At 49.6% G+C, this 18436-nt stretch carries 16 protein-coding genes; all 16 read left to right on the top strand.

Annotated elements, in window-relative coordinates; genetic code table 11:
* Positions 1-45: 45 nt before the first annotated feature.
* The 16 genes from ACTTK7_RS07620 (at position 46) to ACTTK7_RS07545 (ending at position 18401) form a co-directional block, all read left to right on the top strand.
* Positions 46-1125 carry a Gfo/Idh/MocA family protein gene (locus ACTTK7_RS07620; protein WP_462867138.1) on the top strand — a complete coding sequence of 360 codons (1080 nt, stop codon included), beginning with the start codon at positions 46-48 and terminating at the stop codon, positions 1123-1125.
* Between the two features lie 16 nt (positions 1126-1141).
* Positions 1142-2332: a Gfo/Idh/MocA family protein gene (locus tag ACTTK7_RS07615; RefSeq protein ID WP_462867137.1), complete on the top strand. Its 1191-nt coding sequence runs from the start codon at positions 1142-1144 to the stop codon at positions 2330-2332.
* A 28-nt stretch (positions 2333-2360) separates the two neighbouring features.
* A complete protein-coding gene (locus ACTTK7_RS07610) occupies positions 2361-3392 on the top strand; it encodes an aldose epimerase family protein (RefSeq protein WP_462867135.1) in 1032 nt (343 codons plus the stop codon).
* Between the two features lie 177 nt (positions 3393-3569).
* Entirely contained in the window at positions 3570-4610 is a 1041-nt protein-coding gene (locus tag ACTTK7_RS07605) for a TRAP transporter substrate-binding protein (RefSeq protein ID WP_462867134.1), read from the top strand.
* A gap of 24 nt (positions 4611-4634) precedes the next feature.
* Positions 4635-5141 carry a TRAP transporter small permease gene (locus tag ACTTK7_RS07600; RefSeq protein ID WP_462867132.1) on the top strand — a complete coding sequence of 169 codons (507 nt, stop codon included), beginning with the start codon at positions 4635-4637 and terminating at the stop codon, positions 5139-5141.
* A complete protein-coding gene (locus ACTTK7_RS07595; RefSeq protein ID WP_462867131.1) occupies positions 5132-6439 on the top strand; it encodes a TRAP transporter large permease in 1308 nt (435 codons plus the stop codon). The genes ACTTK7_RS07600 and ACTTK7_RS07595 overlap by 10 nt, the downstream gene beginning before the upstream one ends.
* Positions 6440-6657: 218 nt before the next feature.
* Positions 6658-7314: a YesL family protein gene (locus ACTTK7_RS07590; RefSeq protein WP_462867129.1), complete on the top strand. Its 657-nt coding sequence runs from the start codon at positions 6658-6660 to the stop codon at positions 7312-7314.
* A complete protein-coding gene (locus ACTTK7_RS07585; RefSeq protein ID WP_462867128.1) occupies positions 7298-8635 on the top strand; it encodes an ABC transporter substrate-binding protein in 1338 nt (445 codons plus the stop codon). Before ACTTK7_RS07590 ends, ACTTK7_RS07585 begins: the two co-directional genes overlap by 17 nt.
* A gap of 19 nt (positions 8636-8654) precedes the next feature.
* The gene (locus ACTTK7_RS07580; RefSeq protein ID WP_462867126.1) at positions 8655-9605 is read left to right on the top strand and encodes a carbohydrate ABC transporter permease; all 951 of its coding nucleotides are present in this window, start codon (positions 8655-8657) and stop codon (positions 9603-9605) included.
* Positions 9602-10426, top strand: coding sequence for a carbohydrate ABC transporter permease (locus ACTTK7_RS07575; protein WP_462867124.1), 825 nt, complete (start codon positions 9602-9604; stop codon positions 10424-10426). Before ACTTK7_RS07580 ends, ACTTK7_RS07575 begins: the two co-directional genes overlap by 4 nt.
* An 18-nt stretch (positions 10427-10444) precedes the next feature.
* Positions 10445-12478 (top strand): beta-galactosidase, encoded by a 2034-nt coding sequence (locus ACTTK7_RS07570; RefSeq protein WP_462867122.1) that lies wholly within the window; start codon positions 10445-10447, stop codon positions 12476-12478.
* A 135-nt stretch (positions 12479-12613) separates the two neighbouring features.
* The gene (locus tag ACTTK7_RS07565; protein ID WP_462867120.1) at positions 12614-14701 is read left to right on the top strand and encodes a bifunctional aldolase/short-chain dehydrogenase; all 2088 of its coding nucleotides are present in this window, start codon (positions 12614-12616) and stop codon (positions 14699-14701) included.
* A gap of 113 nt (positions 14702-14814) precedes the next feature.
* Positions 14815-16035 (top strand): L-rhamnose isomerase, encoded by a 1221-nt coding sequence (gene rhaI, locus ACTTK7_RS07560; RefSeq protein WP_462867118.1) that lies wholly within the window; start codon positions 14815-14817, stop codon positions 16033-16035.
* Positions 16032-17522, top strand: a complete 1491-nt coding sequence (locus ACTTK7_RS07555; protein ID WP_462867116.1) for a rhamnulokinase — start codon at positions 16032-16034, stop codon at positions 17520-17522. Before rhaI ends, ACTTK7_RS07555 begins: the two co-directional genes overlap by 4 nt.
* Before the next feature lie 98 nt (positions 17523-17620).
* Positions 17621-18211 (top strand): sugar phosphate isomerase/epimerase family protein, encoded by a 591-nt coding sequence (locus ACTTK7_RS07550; RefSeq protein ID WP_462867115.1) that lies wholly within the window; start codon positions 17621-17623, stop codon positions 18209-18211.
* On the top strand, positions 18201-18401 hold the full coding sequence (locus tag ACTTK7_RS07545; RefSeq protein WP_462867113.1) for a hypothetical protein: 201 nt from the start codon (positions 18201-18203) through the stop codon (positions 18399-18401). The genes ACTTK7_RS07550 and ACTTK7_RS07545 overlap by 11 nt, the downstream gene beginning before the upstream one ends.
* The last annotated feature ends 35 nt before the right edge of the window (positions 18402-18436 follow it).

Genomic DNA, 18436 nt, shown 5'->3' with positions numbered 1-18436 from the left:
TGCCGCTATTGTCGTATGTTACAGCGCAGAAGGAGAGATGTTTTAATGTCGAAGCCGTCCGAACACACGAATTTTGAGCCAGTGCACCACAAAGAGACAGCCGTGGAAGAAGGAGCGTTGACGATGGCCGCTGCTGGTCTTGAGCACGGCCATATTTATGCCATGTGCCATGGAATGAAAAGCGCTGGTGCGGCAATCAAATGGGTCTGGGACAACGATCCGGAAAAGGTGCGTATATTTCAGCAGAGCTTTCCGGAAGCAGAAGCGGCAGCATCACTTTCGCAGATTCTGCAGGACGGGGGAGTAAATCTGGTGGCAAGCGCCGCCATTCCTGCGGAAAGAGGTCCGCTTGGCCTCAGGGTGATGGATCATGGCAAACATTACTTTTCCGCTAAGGCCCCTTTTACGACTCTCGAACAGCTGCAGCAGGCGGAGGAAAAAACGAAAGCCACAGGATTGAACTGGGCCGTTTTTTACAGTGAACGGCTGCAGGTGGAGTGCGCCGGCTTTGCCGAGCAGCTGATTGAGCAGGGGGCGATTGGAGAAGTCATTCAGGTGCTTGGAACTGGTCCGCACCGGTTGAATATAAATTCGCGCCCGGAATGGTTTTTTCAGAAAGAGCCAACCGGGGGCATTGTATGCGACATTGGCAGCCACCAAATTGAACAGTTTCTCTGGTTCAGCGGTGCCCGGGACGCAGAGGTGCTCAGCAGTACAGCAGCAAATATGGCGCACCCGGAGCACCCGGAATTTGAGGATTACGGCGACGCCCATTTCCGGGGAGATAACGGAGCGGTACACTATTTTCGCGTTGACTGGTTTACCCCGGACGGCCTCAGCAACTGGGGGGACGGACGGACAATTATACTGGGCACAGAAGGGTATATAGAGCTCAGAAAATACGTGGACCTTACAGACAGCTCGCGCGGCGAGCGGCTGTACCTGGTTAACCAGGGCGGCGAAAGAAAATTTGATGTAGAAGGTAAGGTAGGATTTCCTTACTTTTTCCGGCTGGCAAAGGACGTAGTGCACGGCACAGCAACAGCCATGCCGCAGAAGCATGCGTTTAAAGCGGCGGAGCTGAGCCTGCAGGCACAAAAGCAGGCAGTGAAGATTAAAAGGTAGCAGGAGGTTGGCCAACATGGAACAGTCATGCCGGATCGTCCTGGCAGGCACAGCAGGATACGGAGAATTATATTTGCAGACTTTAAAAGAACAAAACCGCCTTTCCTGGCTCGAGGGGGTGGTCGATATTTTTCCGGAAAACAGCTCTTTTTATCCGGATATTCAGGCAGCAGGCATCCCGGTATATGAATCACTTGAGGCTTTTTACGCCGAAAAGGAAGCTGAACTGGCAGTAATTGCGACACCTATCCATCTTCATGCCGGCCAGGCGGTGACAGCAATGAGGGCGGGAAGTCACGTGCTCTGCGAAAAACCGGCGTCGGCATCGTGGGAGGAAGCGGAAGAAATGCGCCGGGTGCGCGACGAAACCGGAAAATTTTTAGCAGTCGGCTTTAATTGGTCGTTTAGTGACGCCGTGCTCGAGTTCAAGGAGGATATTCAGACGGGTAAATTCGGCCGGCCGCTTCACGGAAGCGCCCTGGTGCTCTGGCCACGGAACGATGCCTATTACGGCCGCTCCAGCTGGGCCGGGAAAAAGCTTGGCGCAGGCGATGCCCCGATTTTTGACAGCGTGGCGAATAACGCGACAGCCCACTTTATGCACAATTTATTTTACGTGCTTGGAGAGAAGAAGAACGAAAGCGCAAAAATAAACACGCTCGAGATGGAGGTGTACCGTGCCAACCCGATTGAGACATTTGATACTTGTGCACTCCGGGCGGTAACCGATGAAGATGTGGATCTGACGTTTTTTGCTTCACATGCGGTTGAAAAAGAAGTGAACCCCTCTTTTTATATGGCATTTGAGGAGGCGGTAGTTTCCTATGAATGGGGCAGCCCGATGAAAGCATTGTGGCACAGCGGGGCAGAAAAAAGCTATAATGATCCTGAGAGTGAACATATGCATAAACTTAATGTATGTATCGATGCGGTGCTCGGGCATTCCCAGGATATCCGCTGCGGTCTGGAAGCGTCTTACTCTCATATCCTGACCATCGAAAGCGTGCATCAGGCATTTCCGGAAAGTTATACGTTTGCGGAGGAGGAAAAACAGGTGGATCCCTCCCTCGGTTTAACGTATGTTCCGGGACTCGCAGAGGTGCTTGAAGCCTGCTACGCCGAGCGGAAGCTTCCGGGGGAAACGACAGCTTCCTGGGCACGGGGAAAGAAAATGATGAGCATTGACGACGCCCGCTATCCGTATTGAACATGCATTATACAAGGGGGACAAAAGCATGCTTCAGGAAGAAGAGCTAAAACACCAAAAAATGCGAAAATGGATCATTCAAAAAGGAAACAGCCCGCGGGTCGAACTGTTAAACTTTGGGGCAAGAATCCAACGGATATGGGCGAAGGACCGTAACGGCATCGAAGAAAATGTTCTGCTCAGCTATGCAGGACCGGAGCAATACGAGCAGGATAGTATTTTTCTTGGCGCGGTTGTCGGTCCGGTTGCCGGCCGTATCGAGGAAGGGCGCATGACAGCAGCGGATAAAAAGCAAGCCCTGACTATAAATGAAGGTAGGCATCATCTGCACGGAGGAGACGGCGGTTTTGACAATATTTACTGGGAAGCAAACACCGGCGAAAATGAACAGCAGGCATGGGTGCGTTTTTCGATTAGCAGAACAGACGGTACCGATGGCTATCCCGGGAACGTGAAGGCATCTGTCACGTACATTGTAGAGGCCGGAGGCGATTTTACCGTGGAATACAAGGGAGAGTCAGATGCCGATACCTGGTTCAGCCCGACCCAGCATATGTACATAAATCTGAGTGGAAATAATAAGCTTCCGGTTACAGAACAGTATGCTGAGGTTCACGCCTCGGATGTACTCGAGCTTGACAGGGAGCTGATTCCTACAGGGGAACTGCTGCCAACGGCAGGAACGCCCTTCGAACTAAACGGAGGTAAGCCGCTTGGCGAACATATCGACAGCTCCCATGAGCAGGTGCGTGATGTAGCTGGCGGCATTGACCATTTCTTCATTCTCGAAGAAGGAAAAGAACCGCAGGCCAGTGTATGGGATGAGGCCTCAGGACGGAGACTTGATATTATCACAAGCGCACCGGGGGCTGTGGTATATACATCAAATAACGCGCCTGAACAGGATTTTGAAGCGGGTCCTAAAGAAAAGCACCGCGGAATCTGCATTGAGACCCAGCAGCTGCCGGTGGATTTTGCTCATTTAGGAAAGCCGACTGCGTATCTGGAGGCGGAAAAACAATTCCAAAGTTCTACGACCTTTCGATTGAATACAACATAAACAAGGAAAAACAACTCTCCCGGAGTTGTTTTTTTATAGAATTCTTCTGTTTTCTTCTGAAATTGAGAGTGAAATTCTTAATTTAATAAGACGTAAGTTTTGAAAGCGCTTAAAATAATAACAAAGCAGTAGAGATCAGATGTTTCCTTGCTGACAAAATAGAAAGGGGTTTCTTATATGAAAGAGTGGAAATGGGCACGGGCTGGAACGATAGCATTAACTTCCTCGGCACTGCTGACACTCGCCGGCTGCGGCGGGAGTGGAAGTAATTCGACGGATTCAGCAGAGGCGAATGCAGAAGAAACACAGACATTAACACTTGCACACATTCACAACGATGCAAGTCCTGTATATCAAAGCCTTGAAGACTTTGCAGATAAAGTGGAAGAAAAGACTGATGGAAGCGTAAAGGTGGATATTTACGCAGAGGGCGTACTTGGTGGGGAAACGAAGGTAATGGAGCTGGTGCAGAACGGGGTGATTGATTTCGCCAAGGTGAACGGCGGGGTCGTCGAAAGCTTTGATCAACAGTTCTCTGTGTTCAGTCTGCCATATATATTTTCATCCAACGAACAATTCCGCTCATTTATGGAAACGGATACAATTGATGATATGTACAACGATTTATCAGAAGCCCAGCTCCGCGGCATCACATATTATGATGCAGGAGCACGGAGCTTTTATACAAGTGATACAAAAATTGAAAGCCCAGAGAACCTCCAGGGGCTGAAGATCCGGACAATGACGAACGTCACGTCGATTGAGACGATGGAAATGCTCGGTGCTTCACCGACACCGCTTGCAGCAACGGAAGTTTACACCTCCCTGCAGCAGGGCGTCATTGACGGGGCGGAAAGCAGTCCGATTGCCCTGACGGACGCCAATCACGGTGAAGTGGCAAAACAGTTCTCCTTTGATGAGCACACACGCATACCGGACTTTCTTATGATGAGCGATAACACATGGCAGGAGTTGAGTGAGGAAGAACAGACGGCCATCCAGGAAGCCGGGAAGGAAACGACAGAGACCCATAATGAGCGCTGGGATGCGATGATTGAAGAAAGCATGCAGCAGGCGAAAGAAGAAATGGGCGTGGAATTCTCTTATCCTGATCAAGAACCATTCCGGGAAAAGGTGGAGCCCCTTATTGAGGAACGACGGTCGGAAAATCCGGATGTTGATGAAGTAATCAGTGAAATTGAAGCAATGGAAGAATAAGTGGATAGGTAAGGGGTGAGGAACATGCGGGCAGTAAAAAAGAGTATTGATATGGTGCTTTTAGTTATTACAAGTGCCCTGGTTATATTTCTGACTGTAGCAGCGATATGGCAGGTATTTACGAGGTTTGTACTTGGAGATCCGAGTATTATTACAGAAGAAGTACTGCGTTTTTCATTAATCTGGATCGCCTTTTTAGGCGGAGCATACGCTTTTGGCCAGGACGAGCATTTGGCAATTTCCTTTTTAAGAGACAAAATTACCGGAAAAGCCCACCTGGGGCTCCGTTGGCTGATTGACCTGATTGTGATTGGCTTTGCGCTATTCGTTCTGGTGATTGGCGGCTATACGATCGCAAGCGCGACGATGGCGGAGCTTTCACCTATTTTGAGAATTCCAATGGGATTGATTTACGGCATACTTCCGGTAAGCGGGGTCATCGTTATTTTCTATCAAATTTACAACATGATGAACCGCCGGGAAGTGGAAGCGCCCCGTATTGAAGAAAAGGGGGATCATGAATGGATGTAGCTGTTTGGACTGGCATTATACTATTTGGATTGTTTTTCCTATTCTTATTTATCGGGGTGCCGATCGCGGTAAGCATTGCAGCAGCAACATTCGCCGCTGCGCTGCTGATTTTATCCGTGGACGCGTCGCTTCTTGCGGTGTCCCAGCAGTTAATTACCGGGGTGGACAGCACCGTGCTTCTCGCTCTTGTATTCTTTATGCTTGCGGGAAGCATTATGAACAACGGTGGTATTGCGCTACGGCTGATTAATCTGGCAAAGCTGATCGGCGGAAGAATGGCCGGCTCGCTTGCTCATACAAACATTATCGGTAACACCCTGTTTGGAGCCATTTCGGGCTCGGCAATTGCCGCTGCTGCTTCGATGGGAAGAATCATGCACCCCCAGCAGGAAAAAGAAGGCTATTCCTCTTCCTACTCTGCGGCAGTTAACATTGCTTCGGCACCGACCGGGCTGATCATTCCGCCAAGCGGTATGCCGATTATCTATTCATTGTTGACTGGTGGAACATCCATCGGCGCCTTGTTTATTGCCGGGTATCTGCCGGGACTTCTGATGGTCGGGCTGTTAATAATTGTTGCCTACATTCTTGCCAAACGGGCGAAATATCCAGTTGCTGATAAAACGGGAGCTGGTGAAGCAGTAAAAATTGTCTGGCAGGCTGTACCTAGTTTGTTTTTGATTGTAGTCGTCATCGGCGGTATTGCCGGCGGAATATTTACAGCAACCGAAGGTGCTGCAGTAGCAGTATTCTATGCGCTTTTGCTTTGCTTAATTTACCGTAGTCTTTCATTTTCTGATTTTCCAAAGATTTTGAAGGAGACCGTTTCCTATTCGGGCATTATTCTGCTTTTGATCGGTGCATCGACAGCGATGAGCTGGGTGCTTGCGTACGCGGAAATTCCGCAGTCGATCACTAACGCCATGCTTTCTGTCACAGATAACACCATCATTTTATTACTTATTATGCTTTTGATTTTGTTGGTTGTAGGTACGTTTATGGACGTAGCGCCGGCCCTGCTCATTTTCACACCAATCATGTTCCCGGTGGCTACAGAGATGGGTATTCACCCGGTACACTTTGGAATGATTATGGCAATGGCCCTTGCAATCGGAGTTACGACGCCGCCAATTGGGACTGTGCTGTTTATCGGCAGCAGTGTCAGTAAAGTACCAATCGAAAAAATTATACCGAAGCTGATGATGTTTTATGTGCCGCTTGTCGCAGCACTTGTCTTAGTGGCATTCATTCCGGAAATCAGTTTGTTCCTGCCAAGGCTGTTCGGCCTGGTTGAGTGACAGCGTGCAAAGCAGTTCTGCGTAAAGCAGGGCTGCTTTTTTGCTGCTTTACAGCGGGCGGAGTCGGCAGTAAAGAAATAATATTGTATATTCTTTGTTCCAAATTTAGTAAGGGAGTTCTTCATTTGGTAAGACGCTGCGTGTTAAACATTCTAAGATAAAATGAAAACGTTATCATTTTACTTAAAATTTTACTTTGTTTTGAAGGAGGTTAGTAAATGAAAGCAATCCGGGTGATGGAGTGGGTGGTGAATGCGGCTAGACTGAATTTTTACTGGCTTACAGGGACAGCTGCGGGAGCATTTGTATTCGGGTGGGCGCCGGCAACGGCAGCAGTATCGGAAGTATGGAAAAAAGAACTGCGACAGGAACGAACTTCGTTACGTGTATTCTTTAAGCTCTATAAACAATTTTTTTGGGCAATGAACCTCCGGGCTTTCGGTATAGCAGCTTTTATGGGAGCTGCATGTATGCAGCTGTTAATGCTGCAAAGCCTGGGGCCAGGGTGGCAGGCCCCGGTCATTGGTCTCGTTGGGACAGCGGTATTTGTAATAACAGTGATGCTCATATACTTATTAATGTTTAACGAAGCCCTCCCCCGGACGTTCTCGCGTGAAATTGGACAGGCATTTCTGCTTAGTGTCGGCCGGCTTCCTTTATCACTCGGATTTGTTTTTGGAGGTGGGGCGTGGGTGTATTTGTTGTGGCTTGTGCCGGGACTTACATTATTTTTCGGGGCGAGTCTCCCCATCCTCTATTTTGTCTGGCTGGCACAATGGCATAAACGCATGCACGAAGGAGCAAAGGAAAGTATAGAAACAAATGAAGCAACCCAAAACAGAAAGGGCGGGGACGCGTATGAAACGAATTCTTAAAGCCTCAGCTGCGCTTATGCTCGGCAGTTCATTAATATTGTCCGCCTGCAGCGGAAATACAGCCTCGACAGATCAGGTAAAGAAGCCTGAAGATCCTGAGAGCGTTTCAGGTTCAATTACCGTGTGGGCATGGGCACTCGAAGCAGATTTTTTGGAAACTATGGTTCCGGAATTTAATGAAAGGTATCCAAATATAGAAGTGAATATCAATAAACAAGGACCAGACCAGGTGTATCAAAGGCTGATAACCGGACTTGCAGCCGGTGAGGGTGGACAGCTTCCGGATCTGGTGCAGGTAGAGGACCAGCGACTGCCGTCATTTCAAAATGATTTTCCAAATACATTTGTAAATCTTTCTGAATCAGGATTTGAAGAGCATATGGGCTCCTTCACTCCGACCAAGGAAGAATCCATTAAAGACGAAGAGGGCAACGTGATTGCTTTTCCAAGAGACGTTGGCCCAGTGGGAGTCTTTTACCGTAAAGACATATTTGAAGAAGCGGGTGTAGAGGCAGAGTCGATTGAAACATGGAGCGATTATGTGGACGCAGGAGAGACGATTAAAGATGAAACCGGGGCAGACATGCTCGGTCTGACCTTGAATGAATCCGTTCCGCTGAACCGTTTCATGATCCATCAGCAGGATGCCTTTTACTTTAACAGTGACGGGGAACTGACCGTGGGCTCAGAAGAGACAAGACGGGCTGCAGATTTAATGAAGGAATTTGAAGATAAAGATATTATGTCGAACGTTACGAACTGGGATGGACGGGTGGCCGGCCTGAAAAACGGCGAAGTGGCTACGCTGCCGAACGCGGTCTGGTGGTACGGAACAATGACTGACCAGATGCCGGAGCTGTCAGGGTCCTGGGGTATGTTTCCGCTTCCCGAATTTGAAGAGCAGGGCGTCCGTGCTGCCAACAGCGGCGGCTCCAGCTACGCCATCCCTCAGGTTTCCGAACAGAAAGAGGCAGCTTATTTATTTGGCGAGTTCGTTTCTACCAACCTCGATGCCCAACTGGACGGATTGGAAAATCAGGGGCTGTTTCCATCGCTGACCGAAGCATATGATGCTCCCATTTTCCAGGAAGGTCAGGAGTACTTCGATGGTCAGTCAGTGTATGCCGACTTTGCCGATATTGCTACGGAAATACCGGAAGTAACGTATACGAGCGACTACGCGAGAGCGGACAATACGTTCAACGAAGAGATTGTTTCCATGTATTTGTACGATGAAGATCCCGGGGACATTGTAGATAGAATTGAACAGCGGCTGAAGGCGGGGACAGGAAGAGACGTAGGAGAGACGGATGAAGAATAAATAAAGGGGGCGGTAAGTAATGAGTTATCCATCCGAAGAAACGAACTGGGAAACAGAATCGGAGGAAAAAGGATCTTCGCCAGATCCTGGAGGCAGGCCGGTAAAAAGAACATGGTTCACTGTAAAGACAGCTCCATATGTACTTTTGCTCCCGGCTGTGCTGTTGTTTTTAATTTTCACGGCATATCCAATTATTGCTTCGTTTTGGTTGAGCTTTCAAACTACAGAAGCCGGAGAACGGGTGTTTGTCGGTCTGAACAACTACGTGCGTTTGTTTCAGGATCCTGTCTTCTACCAGGCTTTAGGGAATACGCTGTTATTACTCGTGCTGCAGGTGCCGATTATGATTTTTCTTGCTGTTATTCTGGCGGTACTGATGAATTCAGCGTTCTTGAAAATGAAAGGATTTTTCCGGGTTGCCTTTTTTACCCCGGCAGTAACCTCCCTTGTAGCAGCATCAGTGATTTTTCTACTGCTGTTAAACCCGGATTACGGGCTTATCAACTACCTGCTGACGGCGGTGGGGCTTGAACCGGTCGGATGGCTGAACAATCCGTTCTGGGCCAAGGTTTCGCTAGTACTCGTAATGCTGTGGCGCTGGACTGGCTACAACATGATCATTCTTCTGGCGGGCCTGCAGAATATATCGAACGACTTGTATGAAGCGGCCCGCATCGATGGAGCGGGAAAAATACGGCAGTTTTTTTCCATTACAGTACCGCAGCTCCGTCCGGTTATTTTATTTGCAGCTATTATTTCGACCATTGGTACGCTGCAGCTGTTTGACGAGCCGTATACTCTGACTGGCGGCGGCCCGGTAAATGCGACAACCACTATTACGATGTACTTGTATGAAAACGGGTTCGAGTATTTTGACTTTGAATACGCTTCGGCGATTGCATACGTAGTCGTAGTTATCATAGTAATTCTTTCATTCCTACAGTTCAGATTGGGCGGTGAACGAAAATGACAGAAGTAAGACTGCAAAAAACAGCATTTTATATTGTGCTCATGTTCGGAGTTATTCTAACTGTAGGGCCGTTTTACTGGATGATTGTCGGCGCCACAAACCCGTCCGGGGAGACACTCAGTATTCCTCCTAATTTCATTCCGGGTGGTCACCTGCTTGAAAATATTCAAAGCTTATTAAGCCAGATTGACATATGGCAGGCGCTGTTTAATTCAGCGTTTATTACAATTGTTTACACGGTGCTCGGAGGGATTATCAGTGCGGCTGCCGGATTCGCGTTCGCAAAATACCATTTCAAAGGTAAAGAAATTATTTTCGGTGTATTCCTTCTGTCGATGATGGTCCCTTATCAGGCACTCGTAATTCCGCAGTTTGAACTGTTTGCATCGTTTGGTCTGCTTGATACGTATGCGGCGATTATTCTGCCGCAGCTGGCCTATCCATTTGCGATTTTTCTCATGCGGCAGAACATGCAGTCGATACCCGATTCATTGATTGAGGCGTCAAGAGTGGACGGAGCAGGTGAGTTATATATCTTTTTCCGGGTCGCTCTCCCAACGATGATACCGGCCATTGCAGCTGTTTCTATATTTTTATTTACGCACCAGTGGAATAACTTTTTATGGCCATTGATTGCTTTGATTTCTGAAGACATGTATACGCTTCCGGTAGCTCTTGCCACGATCGCCGGTCAGCGTTCGATTGACTACGGTGTATTAATGACCGGGGCGGCTATTTCGATTCTGCCAATATTCATTATTTTCTTGTTTTTACAAAGATACTTTATTTCCGGAATTATTGGCGGTTCCGTAAAAGAATAATTGAACGGGGGAATTGAAATGATTCATGAAAGTCTGCCAAAAATTTGGTACGGCGGGGATTATAATCCGGAGCAGTGGCCGGAGGAAACCGTGGAGGAAGACATTCGGATGTTTCAGATGGCCGGCATTGATGTGGTCACCTTAAACGTTTTTTCCTGGGAAAAAATACAATTTGATGAACAAATCTACAAAGCAGAGTGGCTGGATCGTTTGATTAACCGCTTATACGAATCCGGAATTTATACATGCTTAGCCACAGGAACCGGGGCGCATCCGGCCTGGATGGCTAAAAAATATCCGGAAGTGCTGCGGGTAGATTTTCACGGCCGGAAGCGCAAATTCGGCGGGCGTCACAACTCGTGTCCAACCAGCCCGGTCTACCGGGATTATGCCGCCCGTATCGCTGCCTTTCTTGCCGAGCGCTATCAGCACCATCCGGCCGTGCTTGCCTGGCACGTGTCCAACGAATATGGGGGGCGGTGCTACTGTGCTCTTTGTGAACAAGCCTTTCAGGAATGGCTGCAAAACAAATACGGGACGCTGGAAGCGCTCAATTATGCATGGAATACGGCGTTCTGGGGACACACGTTTTACGACTGGAAGGAAATCGTCGTGCCGAACGCGCTGAGTGAAGAGCGGGAAGGCGGTGAAACCGACAATCAGGGCATTTCGCTCGATTACCGCCGGTTTATGAGTACCCAGCTCCTGGCCTGCTACCGTATGGAGTATGAAGCCATTAAAAGCTACACACCGGACCTTCCCATCACGACTAATTTTATGGGAACGTATGAAGGTCTCGATTATTTTCAGTGGGCCCCGTACCTGGATGTCGTGTCGTGGGATAACTATCCGGGAATGGAAACACCTCCAAGCGAAACCGCCATGACGCATGACCTGATGCGCGGCTTGAAGCAGGGACAGCCATTTATGCTGATGGAGCAGACACCGAGCCAGCAGAACTGGCAGCCGTATAATTCCTTAAAACGCCCCGGTGTGATGCGCCTGTGGAGCTATCAGGCGGTGGCTCACGGGGCAGACACAGTACAGTTTTTTCAGCTTCGGCGTTCCCCCGGAGCAACCGAAAAGTTTCACGGAGCGGTGATTGAGCACGCCGGTCATGAACATACGCGTGTGTTTCGGGAGACTGCGGCGCTCGGCGAAGAACTTCAAAAGCTCGGAAACGCGTTAACGGATAGTACCAGTCGCGCCCGCGCTGCTATTCTTTATGACTGGGAGACCCGTTGGGCTGCAGAGCTGTCGAGCGGTCCGTCAGTAGAAATTGATTACGTACGGGAAGTTCATGCATATTACCGGGCCTTTTTTGATAACCACATCCCTGTAGACATGGTTCATCCGGAACAGGACTGGAGCGGGTATGACATTGTGGTTGCTCCGATGATGTATATGGTGAAAAAAGAATGGGCCGAGCGGGTGGAAAGCTTTACAAAGCAGGGCGGAATCTTTGTCACCACCTATTTCAGCGGCATTGCGGATGAATCGGATCGCATTCACCCCGGAGGCTACCCGGGACCGCTCCGGAACGTTCTTGGGATATGGGTGGAAGAAATTGATGCCCTGCCGCCCGATTATACGAATACCGCGGCAGTTTCGGGTCCTGTCGGCAAGCTGAAGGGCGCCTATGAATGCCGTTATTTGTTTGATCTGCTTCACCCCGAAGGAGCTGAAGTGATCGCAGAATATGAAAAAGATTTTTACGCCGGTATGCCGGTGATAACAAAAAATCAGTTCGGAAAAGGAGAGGCCTGGTACGTTGCTTCTCATATGGAACACCGGGCACTGCAGGATTTGGTGGCAACCATCGCAGCTGATAAAAACATTTCCCCATTAGTGAATGGGGCGACAGACGGGGTGGAGGCCGTTGAAAGAGTGAAGAACGGCGAACAATATTTATTTCTGCTGAATCATTCCAAAGAGCCGGCGCAGGTAAAGCTGTGCGGAAGATACACGGATTTGTTAACGGATGATTTGCTTGCTGTTCATTGCAATCTGGATAAAAACGATGCCCGGATTCTCCGTAAAGAGCGCAAATAGAAAAGTAAAAACATACAATGAAAATTAAATGGTGAATTTTATTTGTTTTATTTTGTTTTATGTTTGTTTTTACTGTAGTTTATGATAGTATAGGTGTATGAAAACGCTTAAAGAAGATTAAATGGAGGTTGAAGAATGATTACAAACGTTAAAAAGGTGAAAAACCTCTGGAATGAAAATGAAGCATCCAGGTTCAAGACCGGCGTAGAACAGCTTCGCTACCGTTCCAACCTGCTGGGGCAGGACCGTTCGGTATGTAACTGGGGCGGAGGAAATACGTCTTTGAAGACCACGGAAAAGGATTTCCGCGGCCGGGACATTGAAGTAATGTGGGTAAAGGGAAGCGGCTCGGACCTTGCGACCATGGAAGAAAAACACTTTACCGCTTTGAGTATGGAGGATATCCGTCCGTTAATGGAGCGCGAAGAAATGCCGGACGAGGAAATGGTAGCCTACCTGCGTCACTGCATGATCGACCCGGGCCATCCGCGTTCATCCATTGAAACGCTTCTCCACGCTTTTCTGCCTTTTAAACACGTGGATCATACGCATCCGGATGCTATTATCAGTATCTGCTGCGCAGACAACGGCAAGGATATTGCCCGCGAAATATTCGGGGACCGGTTTGTCTGGGTGCCGTATGTACGTCCGGGCTTTACACTGTCCAAAATGATCGCCGAAGGCGTACAAAATAATCCGAAGGCAGAAATGGTGCTGATGGAAAAGCACGGTTTGGTCACATGGGGAGAAACATCGAAAGAAAGCTACGACCAGACTATTGAAGTAATTCAGAAAGCAGAAGACTACATTGTAAAAACGCAGGAAAATCAGCAAACGGTGTTTGGAGGCGAACATACAAAGGCGTTGCCGGAGGAAGAACGCAAAGAACTGCTTGCCGGAGTGATGCCGGTTATCCGCGGAGCAGTGAGCGACCATAAAAAAATGATTCTTTCTTATTCGGACGACGAAGCAGTGCTTGAATTCGTGAACAGTAAAGACGCACCTGAGCTTTCCCAGGTGGGAGCTGCCTGCCCGGACCACCTCGTGCACACGAAACGAACGCCTCTGTTTGTTGACTGGAAGCCATCCGAGGGACAAGACGCTCTGGCTGAAAAAGTAAAAGCAGGCATCGAGACATACAAGCAGGAATACACCAGGTACTTTGAAAGAAACAAAAATGAGGGCGACACGATGTTTGAGCCGGCGCCGCGCGTCATTTTAATTCCGGGCGTAGGTATGGTCAATACCGGCAAGGATAAGCGGATGGCCAATGTAAGTGGAGCACTCTACCACCGGGCGATTGCTGTTATGAAAGGAAGCACTGCTCTCGGTTCTTTCGTTTCCCTGTCGGAGAATGAATCCTATAACGTGGAGTACTGGCCGCTCGAGCTGTATAAGCTCTCACTTGCTCCGCCGGAAGCAGAGTTCTCGAGACAGGTGGCATTTATCACCGGAGGAGCCGGCGGGATCGGATCAGCAGCCTGCAGAGAACTGCTCGGCGACGGTGCCCATGTGGTGATTGCCGACTTAAACGCCGAGGGAGCGCAGGAAAAAGCGGAGGAATACACGCAGGCGTACGGTGAAGAAAGAGCTTATGCCGTGGCGATGGATGTTACCTCTGAAGAAGCTGTCGCGGCTTCCTTTAAAGAAGCGGCTCTGCAGTACGGGGGTGTGGATATTATCGTGAATAACGCCGGCCTGGCTTCTTCAAGCCCATTAGACGAAACGACGCTGAAGCAGTGGCAGCTGAATATGGACGTGCTTGGTACCGGCTACTTCCTGGTGGCCCGTGAAGCATTTACCCAGATGAAAGCGCAGGGGACCGGAGGGAATATGGTCTTTGTCGGCTCTAAAAACTCGGTATATGCCGGAAAAAATGCGGCAGCATACAGCTCGGCAAAGGCACTTGAAACCCACCTTGCACGCTGCATCGCAGCCGAAGGCGGCGAGTACGGCATCCGCGTGAACTCTGTTCTGCCGGACGCAGTGCTGCAGGGATCGAAAATCTGGTCCTCTTCGTGGAAGGAAGAACGGGCGGCGGCCTACGGTATTGAAGCTGACGAACTCGATGAACATTACCGTAAACGCACAACGCTGCTCGTTAATATTTATCCGGAGGATATTGCAGAAGCGATTGCTTTCTTTGCTTCATCAAAATCAGAAAAAACAACCGGCTGCATGCTGACCGTAGACGGCGGTGTACCAGCGGCCTTCACACGCTAAACGAAAACAAGGAGCTGCCTGCCGGGAAAATCTCCGGCGGGCGTGCCCCTTCTGAATAAAGAAGACAGACATCGGTGTGGCCCGCTTTTGAAATAGAGATAGGAGGATAACACATGAGTGATCGTCATTATACATTATTCGAAGAACAGCAGCAGGCAAGGGGCATTGACCTCGAAGCGGTTAAAAAGAAGCTGCAGAAGCTGCAGGTCGAAACCCCTTCCTGGGGCTTTGGAGATTCCGGCACCCGTTTTAAAGTATTTCAGCAGGAAGGCATACCGCGAGATCCTTTTGAAAAATTGGAGGACGCCGCTCAGGTGCACAAGCACACCGGTTCAAGCCCTTCAGTGGCGATTCATATTCCGTGGGATAAAGTAGATAATTACAAGGAATTGAAAGCGCACGCAGAAAGTCTTGGCGTGAGTATTGGAGCGGTGAATCCGAATCTGTTTCAGGATGACGATTATAAATTTGGCAGCTTAACCAATACGGACCCGGCGATCCGTCGGAAGGCGCTCGATCATCTGCTTGAATGCATTGATATTGTACGGGAAGTAGACTCCAATGTGTTAAGCCTTTGGTTTGCCGACGGTACCAACTACCCGGGGCAGGCGGACTTTCGGAAGCGGAAAAACTGGATGCTTGAAGGGCTGAAAAGCACGTATGACGCCCTGGACGATTCGATGCGCATGCTGATTGAATACAAGTTTTTCGAACCGGGGTTTTATCACACTGATTTTGCAGACTGGGGCATGGCATTTAACGCAGCCAACAAACTTGGCAGCAAAGCGGAGGTGCTGGTGGACACCGGACACCATCCGCAGGCGACTAATATCGAGCACATTGTGGCGTACCTGCTCGACGAACAGAAGCTGGGCGGCTTTCACTTTAACAGCCGCAAGTATGCAGATGATGATCTTATTGTCGGCGCGCATGATCCGTATGAAGTATTTTTAATTCTGCAGCAGATTGTGCAGGCTGAGGAGGACCCGGATCCAGCGGTTCGTCAAAACGCAGAAAATATCGCGTATATGCTCGACCAGTGCCATAACCTGGAACCAAAAATCCCGGCCATGATCCGTTCGATTGAAAACGTTCAGACAATGTATGCCAAGGCGTGCCTGGTGAATTTGGAGGAGCTGAGAAACGCTCAGGAGAAGCAGGACGTTCTAGGTGCTGAACGCGCGATCCGGTCTGCCTTTGAAGCTGATGTTACACCGCTTCTCGAAGCATTCCGCGAAGAAGCAGGCGCTTCGGTGAAGCCGATGGACGCTTATCGCGCCAGCGGCTATGGGGAAAAAATCCTCTCCCGCGGCAAAGGTGGTGCCAGCTGGTGAGTGTACTCGCGTTCGATTTAGGTGCAGGCAGCGGAAGAGCCGTGCTTGGCTGGATCGAAGCCGGGCGGCTTGAAACCATGGATGTGCACCGCTTTAAAAATGAACCAGTACGGGTGAATGGCCGTTTTCACTGGGATATTTACCGTATTTTTCACGAATTAAAAGAAGGCATTCGTGCGGCTTATGAGGAGCGGCAGGACATTGAAAGCATCGCCATCGACAGCTGGGCGGTCGACTTCGGCTGTGTAGGGAAGGACGGAGAGCTTTTGCGCCACCCGTATCATTACCGCGATGCTCATACAGATGGAGTGATGGAGCAGGTAACGGAGCGTCTCGGCAAGGAGTTTATTTTTGAACGCACCGGCATTCAGTTTCTGCCATTTAACACTATTTATCAGCTTGAAGCGATGGTGAAGACCGATTCCCCAGTTTTAAAGGAAACGCGGACGCTCTTAATGATCCCTGACCTGCTGCGCTATTTTTTAACGGGAGAAATAAAAAGTGAATTTACAAATGCGACCACGACCCAGCTGTTTAACCCCCGGACAATGGACTGGGACGAGAAGCTGTTAAAGGCTATCGGCGTGCCAAGGGAGTGGATGCCTGATGTAGTGATGCCGGGTACCCGGGTGGGAGAGCTTCGTGAAGATTTGCAGCAGGAGCTGCAGGTGCCGGCAATACCTGTCTACACAAGCGCCGAGCATGATACGGGGGCAGCGGTAGCCGGAGTTCCGGCTGAATCCTCCTCCTTTGCCTATTTAAGCTGCGGCACATGGTCGCTGATGGGCACCGAAATTGAAGAGCCTGCTACGACCCCGGAAGCCTTTGAATGGAATTTCACCAACGAAGGCGGTGTTGAGCGGACCTTCCGGCTGCTGAAAAATATTATGGGGCTGTGGATTTTCGAAGAATGCCGGCGTGTCTGGCGCAGCGATGATGTTTCGCATGAAGCCCTGCTTGCCCAAATGGAAGAAGCCCCGGCCTTTCAGTCATTTATCGATCCGGATGATCTCCAGTTTCTGCATCCGGCAGATATGCCTTCCCAAATCCAGCAGTACTGCCGGGAGACCGGCCAAAAAATCCCTGAAACGAAGGGGGAAATTGGACGGTGCATTATGGAGAGTCTGGCCATGAAATACCGTTACGTGCTCGAACGGACGGAACAGCTTTCCGGTCAGTATTTTTCCGGGCTTCACATGGTGGGAGGCGGCATTAAAAATACACATCTGTCCCAGTTTACAGCAAATGCGCTTGGACGTAACGTGTGGGCCGGGCCGAAGGAAGCGAGTGCCCTCGGCAATATCACCGTGCAGCTGACCGCTGCCGGAAAAATAAAAGACCGCCACGAAGCGCGCAGGTATATTCGCGAAGCAGTGAACGTAAACGCCTTTTCCCCGAAAGAGCATACTGCCTGGAATACGGAATATGAGTCGTTCTGTGAAAAGACAGGTCTTGGAAACGGTTTATCCAAAGCAAAAAAAGCGTAATAGAAAGGTCTCCGGACTCCTGTGCCGGAGGCTTTTTTGTATAGAACAGCAAAACCGTATATACTATATGTAAACGTTTACCAAAAGGAGATGAATCTATGAATATCGCACTGCAGCTTTACACGCTTCGAAACGAGCTTGAAGAGGATTTTATCGGAACGCTCCAGCAGGTGAGAACCATGGGATACAAAGCGGTGGAGCTCGCCGGCCAGAACGGCGGCTTCGGTACAGAGGAGCTAGCGGGAACGATGAAAAACATTGGCCTTCAGGTAGTCTCGAGCCATGTGTCGTTGGAGGATCTGCAGGATGACCTGGACGGGGTAATAGAAAAGCATCTGGCGCTTGGATGCCGCCACATTGTCTGTCCATATCTCGATGAAGAAAAACGCTCGAGTCTGAAGGCCTATAAGCAGACGGCGAAGGAGCTGAACAGAATCGGAAAAGCGTGCCGGAAGGAAGGCATCACATTTTCGTATCATAACCATGATTTCGAACTGCTCCCGCTCGAAGGACAGCTGCCATTTGAAGTGATGCTTGAGGAAATGAAGCCGGAGCACGTGCAGGTGGAGCTTGATACATATTGGGTAAAGAAGGCGGGGGAAGACCCTTTTGCCTGGATGGACCGGCTCAGGGACCGGCTTTCACTTGATGGACCGGCTCAGGGACCGGCTTTCACTTGTGCATATTAAAGATATGACTGAAGACGGAGAGGAATTTTTTGCGGAGCTCGGCGAAGGGAAAATGGATATAGAGTCGATTATGAAAAAAGCAGAGGAGGCCGGGGCTTCCTGGCAGATCGTGGAGCAGGACGCCTCGCGACGAAAGCCCCTGGAAAGCGTGCGTATAAGCATGGATTATATTCAGAAAACGTTTGTTTAAAGAAAAGTCAGCTGAGGAAGATAACTACCAAGGAG

Source organism: Marinococcus tarijensis, from assembly GCF_054971385.1.
The sequence above is the reverse complement of the archived record's forward strand: the minus strand, read 5'-3'. Positions and strand labels throughout refer to the sequence as shown.